11 protein-coding genes and 2 pseudogenes are annotated in these 12926 nt (G+C 61.6%); 4 read left to right on the forward strand and 9 right to left on the reverse strand.

Annotated features, from left to right (window positions below; all coding sequences use genetic code 11):
- The first annotated feature begins 72 nt into the window (after positions 1-72).
- Positions 73-879: an MOSC domain-containing protein gene (locus BMZ46_RS04075; protein WP_074687955.1), complete on the forward strand. Its 807-nt coding sequence runs from the start codon at positions 73-75 to the stop codon at positions 877-879.
- A 71-nt stretch (positions 880-950) separates the two neighbouring features.
- Here BMZ46_RS04075 and BMZ46_RS04080 read toward each other — a convergent pair whose 3' ends face one another.
- From BMZ46_RS04080 to BMZ46_RS04115, 9 genes and pseudogenes are all read right to left on the reverse strand, one after another.
- A complete protein-coding gene (locus tag BMZ46_RS04080; RefSeq protein WP_007940055.1) occupies positions 951-1235 on the reverse strand; it encodes a pyrimidine/purine nucleoside phosphorylase in 285 nt (94 codons plus the stop codon).
- 80 nt (positions 1236-1315) lie between these two features.
- Positions 1316-1858 (reverse strand): 3'-5' exonuclease, encoded by a 543-nt coding sequence (locus tag BMZ46_RS04085; RefSeq protein WP_039770400.1) that lies wholly within the window; start codon positions 1856-1858, stop codon positions 1316-1318.
- 69 nt (positions 1859-1927) lie between these two features.
- Positions 1928-2278: pseudogene (locus BMZ46_RS29750) on the reverse strand (acetyl-CoA carboxylase biotin carboxyl carrier protein subunit); the annotation flags it as partial.
- Positions 2279-2406: 128 nt separating this feature from the next.
- Positions 2407-3889 (reverse strand): annotated as a pseudogene (locus tag BMZ46_RS04090) (acetyl/propionyl/methylcrotonyl-CoA carboxylase subunit alpha); the annotation flags it as partial.
- A 79-nt stretch (positions 3890-3968) separates the two neighbouring features.
- A complete protein-coding gene (locus tag BMZ46_RS04095; RefSeq protein WP_074687952.1) occupies positions 3969-4766 on the reverse strand; it encodes an enoyl-CoA hydratase/isomerase family protein in 798 nt (265 codons plus the stop codon).
- Entirely contained in the window at positions 4763-5920 is a 1158-nt protein-coding gene (gene atuD / locus BMZ46_RS04100; RefSeq protein ID WP_074687950.1) for a citronellyl-CoA dehydrogenase, read from the reverse strand. Before atuD ends, BMZ46_RS04095 begins: the two co-directional genes overlap by 4 nt.
- A gap of 29 nt (positions 5921-5949) precedes the next feature.
- Positions 5950-7566 (reverse strand): geranyl-CoA carboxylase subunit beta, encoded by a 1617-nt coding sequence (atuC, locus tag BMZ46_RS04105; protein ID WP_074687948.1) that lies wholly within the window; start codon positions 7564-7566, stop codon positions 5950-5952.
- A 3-nt stretch (positions 7567-7569) separates the two neighbouring features.
- Positions 7570-8439: an SDR family oxidoreductase gene (locus tag BMZ46_RS04110; RefSeq protein ID WP_039770395.1), complete on the reverse strand. Its 870-nt coding sequence runs from the start codon at positions 8437-8439 to the stop codon at positions 7570-7572.
- 12 nt (positions 8440-8451) lie between these two features.
- Positions 8452-10242 (reverse strand): acyclic terpene utilization AtuA family protein, encoded by a 1791-nt coding sequence (locus BMZ46_RS04115; protein ID WP_074687946.1) that lies wholly within the window; start codon positions 10240-10242, stop codon positions 8452-8454.
- A 194-nt stretch (positions 10243-10436) separates the two neighbouring features.
- Here BMZ46_RS04115 and BMZ46_RS04120 point away from each other — a divergent pair, with 194 nt between their 5' ends.
- From BMZ46_RS04120 to BMZ46_RS04130, 3 genes are all read left to right on the forward strand, one after another.
- Positions 10437-11060 carry a TetR/AcrR family transcriptional regulator gene (locus BMZ46_RS04120; protein WP_007955773.1) on the forward strand — a complete coding sequence of 208 codons (624 nt, stop codon included), beginning with the start codon at positions 10437-10439 and terminating at the stop codon, positions 11058-11060.
- A gap of 91 nt (positions 11061-11151) precedes the next feature.
- Positions 11152-11946 (forward strand): substrate-binding periplasmic protein, encoded by a 795-nt coding sequence (locus BMZ46_RS04125; protein WP_074687944.1) that lies wholly within the window; start codon positions 11152-11154, stop codon positions 11944-11946.
- Positions 11947-12095: 149 nt separating this feature from the next.
- Complete coding sequence (locus BMZ46_RS04130; RefSeq protein WP_074687942.1) at positions 12096-12905, forward strand: carbohydrate binding domain-containing protein; 810 nt, start codon at positions 12096-12098, stop codon at positions 12903-12905.
- Positions 12906-12926: the final 21 nt, after the last annotated feature.

Raw genomic sequence — 12926 nt, forward strand, 5'->3', positions numbered from 1 at the left:
CCCTGCGTCAGCCTTTGATTCGCTGACAAAGCTCGTATAGGGTGGCGTTTTTGACCCACCAGGGAGCTGGCCATGCTGCGTCTGAGCGCGCTTTATCGTTACCCGTTGAAATCCGCCAAGGGCGAGGTCCTGCAAGGGATCGGCCTGGACAAACTGGGGCTTGAGGGTGACCGACGCTGGATGCTGGTGGACGAGGCCAGCGGGCGGTTCCTGACCCAGCGTGCCGAAGCGAAAATGAGCCAGCTCTCGGCGCTGTGGAACGCCAGCGGTGGCCTGACGCTCAGCGCGCCGGGGCATTCGGCAATCGATGTTGCCTTGCCCGGCAGCGACGACAACCTGCGTGGCGTGACCATTTGGCGTGACACCCTGCGTGTGCCGGATGCCGGTGAAGAGGCGGCCCGCTGGGTCAGCGATTTCATTGGCAAACCGACGCGCCTGGTGCAAGTGCCGCTGGATCGCGCCCGGACGACTCAGGCCGGGTACGGCAATGACGACGATCAAGTGGCATTCGCCGACGGCTTTCCACTGCTGCTCATTGGTGAGGCATCGCTGCAACACCTGTCGCAGGCGGTCGGGCGTCCGCTGGAAATGCTGCGGTTCCGGCCGAATCTGGTGATCGAAGGCAGTGATGCTTACGCCGAGGATGGCTGGAAGCGGATTCGGATCGGCGATGTCGAGTTCCGCGTGGTCAAGTCGTGTTCACGCTGCATTCTCACCACGATCGATCCGCAGACTGGAGAGCGCAGCGCTGACCGCGAACCCCTGGCGACCTTGCAGAAGACCCGTGCCCAGGCCGACGGCGCGATGTTCGGCCAGAACCTGGTCAACGACAGCAACGGCCGGCTTGAAGTCGGCATGCCGGTGGAAATCCTCGAATAACCGGCCCTGAAACGAAAAATGCCCGTGTCCCTGGACACGGGCATTTTTTATGACCGCCGAAAACCGTGGTTTCAGCCGCGGTATTCGCACAGGTAAGCGGTGTCGACGGCGACTTTCAGCTGGAACTTGCTGTTGGCGGGCACGTTGAACTGGCTGCCCGCGGCGAAAGTTTCCCAGTCGCTGCTGTCCGGCAGTTTGACGGTCAAGGCGCCCGAAACCACGTGCATGATTTCACGCTGGCTGGTGCCGAATTCGTATTCGCCCGGGGCCATGACGCCGATGGTCGCAGGGCCTTCAGCGGTGCCAAAAGCGATCGACTTGACGGTGCCGTCGAAGTACTCGTTGACTTTAAACATGGGCGATTCCTCTCGAAAGGGCTTAAAAGGGTCAAAAAGGGGCGGCCAGTATGCACAAGGCTCCGGGCGTCGTCATCTGTCTAGAGTGGCAATACCAGTGGCAACAGGCGTGCGGTATTGCGCGCATCCTCCAGTGCCCGGTGTTGTTGACCGCTGAATTGCATCCCCGCCAGTTGTAACGCGCCATTGAGGCCCAGAGGCCGTTCGAGGCGCCGGGCCTTGGCAAAGCGCTGTTTGAGGTTCATGTGCGGCACCCGGCTCAGGGCGCTGTCGAGTTGCAGGCGCTGCCATTCCTGAAGCAACTGCTTGCGGTCGTAATCGCCCCAGCTGGCCCAGCCTTCAAGGCGCGTCTGGTGCTGACCGAGCCAGCGCTCGAACGCAGGCCACACTTCGCTCAACGGCTGCGCCGCGTCGATGTTGGCCTGGGTGATGTGCGTGAGTTCGCGGCAAAAGGGCGTCAACAAGGGGCGCCGCGTCGGTTTGACGAAGCGCTGAAAGTGATCCTGCTCGCGACCCGCGCGATCCACCAGGGTCGCGCCGATCTCGATGATCTCCATTTCCGTAACCGGCCAGCCACCCTCATCGGTGGTGGCTTCCAGATCTATGACCAGCCAATGGGGCATCGCAGGGTTCCTGATTTCCGCGTCCTGATTATTCAGAGCGTAGTCAAACCTTGCGGATGCGCGCGGCGACTACTCGACCTGCAACAGAACCTGACGATTTTTTACCTGATCGCCGACCTTGACCTGCACCCGCTTGAGCACGCCGTCGATGCCGGCCTTGAGCGGGTGCTCCATTTTCATCGCTTCCAGCACCACCAGCAGTTGGCCCTTGCTGACCGGGCTGCCTTCGCTGACGAGCACATCGATGATGGCGCCATCCATCGGCGCTTTCAATGTGCCGGAACTGACGCTGGTCTGACTGTCGATCACCGCTTGAGTTCGGTCCACCAGATGCAGGCTGCCGGGGTGGGTGAACAGCCAGAGCTGGTCGTCGCGCAGGCGACAGGCATGGCGCTGACGCAGGCCATCGATTTCCAGTGTCACGGCCACGGCGGTGTGCTCGACCAGCGTGAGTTTGATGACACGTTCGGCGACCTGCACTTCAAACGTGTTGTCCGGTCTGGCGCGCAGTTGCACGTTCCATTCGCGGGCGTCGAGGCCGATGCGATAGAGCAACGGCGCGCCGGCGTTGTTGCGCCATCCGGACAACAGGGCGCGATGTTGTTGCGCGGCGGATTGGTAAAAAATCACCGCCGCGATGGCCAGCTCTTCGGCACTGGGCGAATAGGCGTGCAGGCAATCGTGATCGGCGAAATGTTGAGGGATGAAGCCAGTGCCGAACTCACCGCTGATGAATTGCGGATGCTGCAAAAGGCTGGCGAGCAAGCGCTGATTGCTCTGCACGCCAAGCAACACGCTGTCCTGCACGGCGCGCAGCAGTTTGCGCCGTGCCTCTTCACGGGTCGCGCCGTGGGCGATCAGTTTGCCGAGCATCGGGTCGTAGAACGGTGAAATCCACTGTCCTTCGATCAGGCCGTGATCGACCCGCGCGCCGCGATCCAGTGCCGGCGCCCAGGCTTCGACACGCCCGGTCTGCGGCAGAAAACCCTGGGCCGGGTCTTCGGCGTAGAGGCGCACTTCCATCGCGTGGCCATCGAGTTTCACCTGCGCCTGGGTCAGTGGCAAAGGCTGCCCCTCGGCGACTGCCAGTTGCCACGCGACCAGATCCAGCCCGGTAATCAACTCCGTCACCGGGTGCTCGACCTGCAACCGGGTGTTCATCTCCAGAAAGTAGAACCGGCCATCGGTATCAAGCAAAAACTCCACGGTGCCGGCACCTACGTAGTTCACCGCACGCCCGGCCTTGAGTGCCGCTTCTCCCATCGCCTGGCGCAGTTCTTCGGTCATCACCGGGCACGGCGCTTCTTCGATGACTTTCTGGTGGCGACGCTGTATCGAACAGTCGCGCTCGCCGAGGTAGATCAGGTTGCCGTGATGGTCGCCGAGCAGCTGCACCTCGACATGTCGCGGCTCGATCAACGCCTGTTCGAGGATCAGTTCATCACTGCCGAAACCGTTCAATGCTTCCGAACGGGAGGTGCGCAATTGCGCTGGCAATTCCTCGACGCTGTGCACCAGACGCATGCCGCGCCCGCCACCGCCGGCGCTGGCCTTGATCATCAACGGGTAACCGATGCGTTCGGCTTCGCGGGTCAGCGTCACGTCGTCCTGCTCGGCGCCTTGATAGCCGGCGATGCACGGGACGCCGGCGGCGAGCATGGCGATTTTCGACTGTCGTTTGCTGCCCATCAGTTCGATGGCTTCGACGCTGGGGCCGATGAAGGTCAGGCCGGCCTGTTCGCAGGCGCGGGCGAATTCGGCATTTTCCGAGAGAAAACCGTAGCCCGGATGGATGGCGTCGGCGCCGCTGCGCCGGGCGGCGTCGAGAATGGCCGGGATGTTCAGGTAGGACTGCTGCACGGGTGCCGGGCCGATGTTCACGGCCTCGTCCGCCATTTGGACATGCAGTGCGTCAGCGTCGGCATCGCTGAAAACGGCGACGGTGCGATAACCGAGGGCCTGGGCAGTGCGCTGGATGCGGCAGGCGATTTCACCGCGGTTGGCGATCAGGATTTTGTGGAGGGCTGGCATGATAATTTTCCTGAGTTTTTGGCGGTGAATTGAAGGGCCTCATCGCGGGCTTGCTCCGGGCGGCGTTCCGACGAAGCTTTCAGGAGGCCCACCTCGGTTTGCGTTTTTGCACAAACGCCATCGTGCCTTCTATGCCTTCGGCGCCGGTCACCGCTGCGCTGAACCACTGCGCGGCTTCGTCCAGCAACTCACTCGACGGCTGGCCGGCGCTGGCCAGCAGCAGTTTTTTCGTCATGGCGTTCGCTTCGGGGGCACAACACAAGACGTGATCCAGCACTTCATCCAGTCGCTCGGCGAGCGCCTGTGGATCCTGTTCGACAAAATGCACCAGCCCCAGACGCCGGGCCTGATGGCCGTCGAAGCGGGCGGCGGTCAGGGCCAGGCGGCGGGCTTCAGTCAGGCCGATGCGCTGCACCACGAACGGTGCGATCTGCGCCGGCAGCAGGCCTAGGCTGGTTTCCGGCAAACCGAATTGCGCCTGATGATCGGCTATCGCGATATCACTGACACAGGCCAGCCCGAATCCGCCCCCGAGCACTGCGCCCTGCAGCACGGTGATCAGCACTTGCGGTGCGTGCTGCGCTTCTTCCAGCAACGACCCGAACGCCCGGTTCAGGTCGCGATAGGCATCACTGCCCTGAGCACGGGCGTTGGCCATGTCCTTGATGTCACCGCCGGCGCAGAAATGCCCGCCGGCACCGCTGAGCACCAGTGCGCGGACGCTGCGGTCATCGCACACGCTGGTCAGCACGGCGCGCAACTCGGCGACCATTTGCAGGCTCATGGCGTTGCGGCTGTCCGGGCGATTGAGGGTGATGTGCAACACGCCGTTGTGCCGCTCCAGCAGCAGCGTCTGGCAATCGGGCAGGGCGCTCATTTCTTTTTCCCCGGCAGGATGCCCATCAGTTTGCAGATGATCCCCAGCATGATTTCATCGGCGCCGCCGCCAATCGACACCAGCCGCACGTCGCGGTAGGCGCGGGCTACCGGGTTGTCCCACATGAAGCCCATGCCGCCCCAGTATTGCAGGCAACTGTCGCTGACTTCACGGCCGAGACGCCCGGCCTTGAGCTTGGCCATCGAGGCCAGTCGGGTGACGTCCTGGCCTTTGACGTATTGCTCGGTGGCCTGATAGACCAGCGCCCGCAGGCATTCGATTTCGGTCTGCAATTCGGCGAGGCGGAAGTGGATCACCTGGTTGTCGATCAGCGCGTTGCCGAAGGTTTTGCGTTCCTTGCAGTACTCGATGGTGCTGTCGACGCAGTATTCCAGGCCCTTGATCATGTTGGCCGCGCCGAACAGACGTTCCTCCTGGAACTGCAGCATCTGCATCATGAACCCGGCGCCTTCATGGCCGATGCGATTGCGCTGGGGCACGCGCACGTTGTCGAAAAACACCTGGGCGGTTTCCGAGCTGCGCATGCCGAGCTTGTCCAGATGCGAACTGAGGCTGATGCCCGGCGTGTTCATCGGCACCATGATCAGCGATTTGTTGACATGCGGCTTGTCGTCCGAGGTGTTGGCCAGCAGGCAAATGAAATCGGCGCTCGGCGAGTTGGTGATCCACATTTTGCTGCCGTTGATCACATAGTCGTCGCCATCCTTGCGCGCTGTGGTCTTGAGCCCGGCGACATCGGAGCCGGCGCCGACTTCCGAGACGCCGATGCAACCGACCTGCTCGCCGGTGATCGCCGGACGCAGGAATTCTTCGCGCAGTTCATCGGAGCCGAAGCGGGCGAGGGCGGGGGTGCACATGTCGGTTTGTACGCCGATCGACATCGGAATGCCGCCGCAGTGGATGGTGCCGAACTCTTCGGCGGCGACGATCGAATAGCTGTAATCCAGGCCCATGCCGCCGAATTTTTCCGGCTTGGAAATCCCCAGCAGACCGAGGTTGCCGGCCTTGCGGAAAATCTCGTGGATCGGAAAGCGCCCGGCCTTTTCCCATTCATCGACATGGGGGTTGATCTCGTGCTCGACGAACTGGCGGACGGTGCGGCGCAGAGCTTCGTGTTCCGGGGTGAAGATCATTTTTATTGTTCTCCTTTAATCCGTGGCGGTCAGAACCGGCTGACGCCGAAGCTGTTGGGTTGCAACGTGCGGATGTCGGCTTCGTGGCAGATGTCCAGCAGGTAACCGAGCAGGGTGCGGGTGTCGCGCGGGTCGATCAGCCCGTCGTCCCACAGGTTGGCGCTGCCGTAGAGGGCGGTGGACTGGCTGTCGAGTTTCTGCGCGGTGACCTGCTCCAGCATGTCGAGCATTTTCGGATCGGGCACCAGACCGTCCTTGAGCTGTTTGGCTTCGGTGACGATGCGCAACACCTTGCCGGCCTGGGCGCCGCCCATCACGGCGGTGCGGCTGTTGGGCCAGGCGAAGATGAAGCGTGGATCGAGCCCGCGTCCACACATCGCGTAGTTGCCCGCGCCGTAAGAACCTCCGACCACGATCGTCAGTTTCGGCACCCGCGCATTGGCCACGGCCTGGATCAGTTTCGAGCCGTGCTTGATCACGCCGTGCTGTTCCGATTCGGTGCCGACCATGAACCCGGTGGTGTTGTGGAAGAATAGCAGCGGTGTCTGGCTCTGATCGCAGAGCTGAATGAACTGCGCCGCCTTGCTCGCACCGTTGGGCGTGATCGGGCCGTTGTTGCCGATGAAACCGCAGGCGCGGCCCTGGATTTTCAGGTGGCCGCAAACGGTCTGTTGATCGAACTCGCCCTTGAACTCCAGGAAGCGCGACTCATCGGCAATCCGCGCAATGATTTCGCGTACGTCGTAAGGTTTTTTCGGGTCGTCCGGGATCAGGCCGAGCAGTTCGTCGATGGGGTACAGCGGCTCTTTGAATTGCGGCTCGGGCAGCCACGGCAGTTGCTCGTTCCAGTTCAGCAGGCTGACGATTTCCCGCACCTGACGCACGCCGTCGGCGTCGTTTTCGGCCAGGTATTCGGCGGTGCCGGCGACTTGCGCGTGCATCTCGGCGCCGCCCAGTTCTTCGTCGGTGGCGACTTCACCAGTCGCTGCTTTAAGCAACGGCGGGCCGGCAAGAAACAGCTTGGCCTTGCCGCGCACCACCACCACGTAATCCGACAGCCCCGGCTGATAGGCACCGCCGGCGGTGGCCGAGCCGTGCACCACAGTGATCTGCGGCAAACCCATGGCCGACATCCGCGCCTGATTGGCAAAGCTGCGTGCGCCTTCGACGAAAATTTCTGCCGCGTAATTGAGGTTGGCGCCGCCACTTTCGGCGAGGGTGATGACCGGCAGTTTGTTTTCCTGGGCGATCTGTTGCAGGCGCAGGGATTTTTTCAGGCCTGACGGGGAAATCGTTCCGCCCTTGATCGCGCTGTTGTTCGCCACGATCAAGGCGCGCACGCCGGACACGTAACCGATGCCGGCGATCAAGCCGCCACCGGCGGAGCTGCCGTCCTTGTCGTCGTGCAGTTTGTAGCCGGCCAGGCTCGCCAGTTCGAGGAACGGCGCGCCGGGGTCGAGCAACAGATTCAGACGTTCACGGGGCAGCAGTTGCCCGCGCTTGTCGAATTTCGGTTTGGCCTCGGCCGCCTTGTTCAGCAGGTTCTGTTCGAGCTGCTGGACTTGCTCGATGGCGGCGAGCATCGCTGCGCGGTTGCGGGCGAAGGCTTCGCTGTGTGGGTCGAGTCGGGATTGAATGACCGGCATGGCTTACTCCTTGTCCTTCAAGACATCCGGCATGTAAGCCCGGTGAAAACCGTTGAAGGATTCGCTGTGGGTCGCCTTGTGCAACGGCCACGCACGACTGCCCAGACTGGCCGCGCCGTCGATGCGCAAGGTGCTGCCGCTGATGAACGCGGCAGCCGGGCTGAGCAGAAACACGATCGCCGCGCTGACTTCCGATTCGGTGCCGATGCGCTTGAGCGGCACGTGTTCGCGCAAGGTCGGGATCACCGCTTTGAACGCGCCTTCGTAAGTGTCCATGCCGCTGGAAGCGATCCAGCCCGGGGCTACCGCATTCACTCGAACGCCGGCATAACCCCATTCGAACGCCGCGGTTTTGGTGAAATTGTCCATGCCCGAACGCGCGGCGCCTGAGTGGCCCATACCGGGCATGCCGCCCCACATGTCGGCGAGCATGTTGACGATGTTGCCGCCGTGTTTGCTCATCGACTGGTTGAACACTTCCCGGGCCATCAGGAAACCGCCGACCAGATTGGTCCGCAGTACGGTTTCGAAGCCTTTCTGATTGATCGAGGCCAGGGGCGACGGATACTGCCCTCCGGCATTGTTGACCAGCCCGTGGATCGGCCCGTGTTCGCGGATCAGTTCGCTGACCAGTGTCTTCACCGCTTCTTCGTCACGAATATCGCAGGCCTTCCAGTGGGCGCGACCGCCGTCCTCGGCAATCTCGGCGGCGACGGTTTGCAGCTTTTCCGGCTTGCGTCCGACCAGCACCACGTTGGCCCCGAGCGCCGCCAGTTCATGGGCGGTGCAACGCCCGATGCCACTGCCGCCGCCGGTGACGATGACGGTCTGACCGCTGAACAGATCAGCCCTGAAAATCGATTCGAACGCCATGGTGCCAATCCTCTAGTCGAGCTGTTCGGCGATGCTCTGCGGCACCGGGATCTGGATTTCCAGTAGTTGTTGGGCGAAGGCCTTGCCTTGCGGGTCGATGCGCAGGCTCGCCACGCCACCACCACCGAGGGCGTTTTCCAGCAGAAAGTTGAGGCTGTGGGTGCCCGGCAGATACCAGCGTTCGACCCGGCCGTGAATCGGGTCGAGGACATGGCTCATCCAGTCCACGACCACCGCCGGGGTCAGCGCTTCGGCGATCCACGGAAGGTATTCGGGACGGCGCGGCATGACGCCAATATTGCTGTGATTGCCCTTGTCGCCGGAGCGCGCCACCGCCAGCTTCACCAGTGGCACACTCGCGTCGGCGCGGCCCTGGGGTTTGGGCGTTTCGTGGGGCAGGGGCAGATCCTGACTGTCGAGGGCGGCGGGGACGGGCAGGGCGAGCGGGTGAGATTCGCCGGCGATGTCGATCTGCAAGGTGCAGGCGCTTTTGTCGATCAGGAACGAGAACAGCCGGATCAGCGGATACACCGTCGGCCGCCCGCCGACGATACCGGTGAGGCCCGGCGCCATGCCGGTGGCGGCCTGGGCGATCTCCCGGGAGAACAGGATCAAGGCTTGTTTGTTCGGGTGGCGCACGGCGAGTTTGATCACCACTTCGCGGCTGTCCCGACGCTGGCCGTGAGGACCGTAGGTGGCTTCGCTGCCGAGCAGTTCGACATCGGTTTCGGTGTAGGGACCGAGGCCTTTCTGTTCGAGCATTTCCGAGGTCTTGTCGAGGATCGCCTGGCTGACGCGCCGGGCTTTCTCCACGGCATCGATGCCGGCGATCAGGCAACTGGCGGTGCAACGGAATCCGTCCGGGTACGTTGCGCTGACCTTGTATTGGTCGCTGGGCGGCAAGCCTTTGGCACCGTGGACCCGGACGGCGTTCTTGCCTTGTTGCTGGAGTTTGACCTGGCTGAAATCGCAGACCACATCGGGCAACAGATAGGCCTGCGGATCGCCGATTTCGTAGAGCATCTGCTCGCCGACAGTCAGCGGCGTGACCAGCCCGCCGGAGCCTTCGGGTTTGCTGACGATGAACTGACCGTCGGCGCTGACCTCGACGATCGGGAAACCGATGTGTTCGTAATCCGGGACGTCGCGCCAGTCGGTGAAATTACCGCCGGTGCACTGCGCGCCACATTCGATGATGTGCCCGGCCAGGGCGGCTTGCGCGAGTTTGTCGTAGTCGTGCCACGACCAGTCGAATTCATGCACCAGCGCGGCGCTGACCACTGCGCTGTCGACCACCCGGCCGGTGATGACGATGTCGGCGCCCAGGCGCAGTGCTTCGACAATGCCCGGCGCGCCGAGGTAAGCGTTGGTCGACACGCACATCGGCGGCAGCGGGGCGCCGCTGAACATTTCAGTAATGCCTTGGGAGGCGAGGTGTTTGAAGTGGGGTTGCAGGTCATCGCCCGACAGCACGGCGATTTTCAACGATACGCCGGCCTTGTCGCAGGCCGCTTGCAGCGCGGCGGCACAGGCCTTTGGATTGACCCCGCCGGCATTGCTGATAACGCGAATGTTCTGTTCGGCCAGTTGCGGCAGCAGGGGCGCGAGGACTTCGATGAAATCGCCGGCGAACCCGGCCTGCGGATCCTTCATGCGGGCGCCGGCCATGATCGACATGGTGATTTCGGCGAGGTAGTCGAAGACCAGATAATCCAGCTGTCCTGCGGCCACAAGCTGCGCGGCGGCGGTCGAGGTGTCTCCCCAGAATGCGCTGGCGCATCCGATGCGAACCGTGGTGGGCATTTTGATCTCCGACTCAGCAACCTGTGACAGAAGTGCATCGAGGCTACCAAGCAAGCGCTTGGTTTGTAAACAGCTGAAATTATCTTCTGCCCAAGCGCTTGCTTGGTCACCGCCGGCGGCTTAAATTGCCCGCGCAACCCCGCCGTTTCTGCGGCGTGCGGCGCATTTGACTGATCGACTGTAGGAGAGAACGGGTGGACGAGCAAAAAGCCCTGAGGGTCATGCGTGAACTGGTCGATGCCGGGCAGCTGACCGATCCGGACAGCGCTCGCGGCAAATTGCTGCAAGTGGCGGCCCACCTGTTCCGCAACAAAGGCTACGAGCGCACCACCGTGCGCGATCTGGCCGGTGCCGTGGGGATCCAGTCCGGCAGCATCTTTCATCACTTCAAGAGCAAGGATGAAATCCTGCGGGCGGTGATGGAGGAAACCATCCGCTACAACACGGCGCTGATGCGCGCAGCCCTTGCCGATGCCGCCGATGTGCGCGAGCGGGTGCTGGCGCTGATCCGCTGCGAATTGCAGTCGATCATGGGCGGCAGCGGCGAGGCGATGGCGGTGCTGGTGTATGAGTGGCGCTCGCTGTCCGAAGACGGTCAGGCCAAAGTGCTGGCGCTGCGCGACATCTACGAAGACCTCTGGCTGCAAGTGCTGGGCGAAGCCAAAGAGGCGGGGTTCATCCGTGGCGACGTATTCATTACCCGGCGTTTTCTCACGGGCGCATTGTCCTGGACCACCACCTGGTTCCGTGCCGGCGGCAGCCTGAGCCTCGATCAACTGGCCGAAGAAGCGCTGATTCTGGTGCTCGAAGAGCGCTAGGCGCTTTCTATCGGGTCGGGAAACTGGCTAACTTGGCGAAACCGCCTAGCTTGAATGCAATGATCGGTACTTTTTCGGGGAGTGGGGTGTTTTGAAGTCTTCGCCAATTCGGACGGCCGCCGGGCTGATGCTCGCAGCGCTGGCTGCATTATGGGTATTGCCTGCTCCGGCGGCGCAAGTGGTTCGGGTGGGCGCGGCGCATTTTCCGCCCTACACCATTCGCCCGGAAAACGGCGCCGACACCGGCCTGCTGCCGGAACTGGTCGCGGCTTTGAACAGCGCCCAGAGCGACTATCGTTTCGAACTGGTGCCCACCTCGATTCCTCGCCGGTTCGGCGATTTCAAGGATGGCCGCACCGACATGGCGATCTTCGAGAACCCGGAGTGGGGCTGGAAAGACATTCCCCACATCACCGTCGACATGGGGCTTGAGGACGCAGAGATTTTCGTCGCCCAGAACAAGCCCGGACGCCAGCAGAATTACTTCGCTGATCTCAAGGGCAAACGGCTGGCGCTGTACAGCGGCTATCACTACGAATTCGCCAACTTCAACGCCGATCCCAAGTACCTCGCCGAAACCTACAGCGCCACGCTGACCTATTCCCATGACAGCAACCTGTTGATGGTGCTGCGCGGTCGGGCGGACATTGCGCTGGTCACTCGCTCGTATCTGTTCGATTACCTGCTGCGCAACGAAAAAGTGCGCGATGAATTGCTGGTGTCGCAGCGCATCGACCAGATCTACCATCATTACGCGATTCTCAGTCCGAAAGCGCCAATCACCGGTGAGGCGTTCGGCAAGTTGCTGCAAGGGCTGCGCGACAGTGGGCAGATGCTGAAGATCTTCGATCCGTACAAGATTGCGGTGGTGCCGGTCCCTAAATAGCCAGTGCACTGCGATCGCAGGGACTGCCGTTTATCGGTTTTGCGTTGTCACCTGTCAGATCTGACAGTAGACGGCCCGTGTCTGCCGGGGGTTTGATTCCTGTCAGGTTCTACTCGTTGTGAGGAGGACCCCACACAGAGGAATACCTCATGCCGGCCCCATATCCTATTTCCCTGCATTGCGTGCCCACGCCCGTAGCCGAACAAGCTGTCGGCGATGTCCTGACTCTGAACAGGCCTGAGGAATCGACCGGTGTGAAGGTTGAAGTCTCGCGATGGCCGTTCATGACCGAGAACCAATTGGCGACATTGCATGCCTGTGGGCAGAACACGGATGGCACTGCGCTGATGTTGTGCGTCGCTGATGCCGAGCCAGTTACTCGGAAAGAGTATGAAGAGGGCTGGCATAGAACGATTGAGTGGAGTTATCTGCAGGATCTGAAACACAACAGCCATCTGGTGTTTGTTTTTCAGGTCGCATTGAATAGTGTTGGCTGTGATTGCCCACTGTTGTTTCCGCCACTGAGTCTTCAGATACGGGAGCCCATCGATGATATGACTACATTCGAAAATGGTGACTGGAACAATTGGGAGGTTGGTTCGGACATGCGTCTGGGAGATGTGATTCTGAGGAATGGAATTCTGATTTCGGATACCGCGTCTAAGCCCGCTGGCGAGCTCCTTGTTAAGAAGTTAACCGGTCTCGCAGTAGGTCACAGGTATGATTTCAGCTTGTCGGTAAGACGTAGAAATAGCATCGCACCTGTCCCTATCCTGTCACTTGAAGCCGGTTCTAATTCGGTGACAGAACAGACTCCCTTCGCTCTGACAAGTTGGCAAATTCTTTCCGGTACTTTTGTCGCGACAGAGCAAGATACGACGCTTCGGGTAAAAAGTTATGCATCCGGCAATGATGGAAACGATTTCGAAATCGACAACATTCGCGTCAGAGAGCTGTGAGTCGTCTGATTTCAATCGCAA

Origin of the sequence: Pseudomonas sp. NFIX49, from assembly GCF_900115915.1 — a bacterium.
Classification (GTDB): domain Bacteria; phylum Pseudomonadota; class Gammaproteobacteria; order Pseudomonadales; family Pseudomonadaceae; genus Aquipseudomonas; species Aquipseudomonas pharyngis.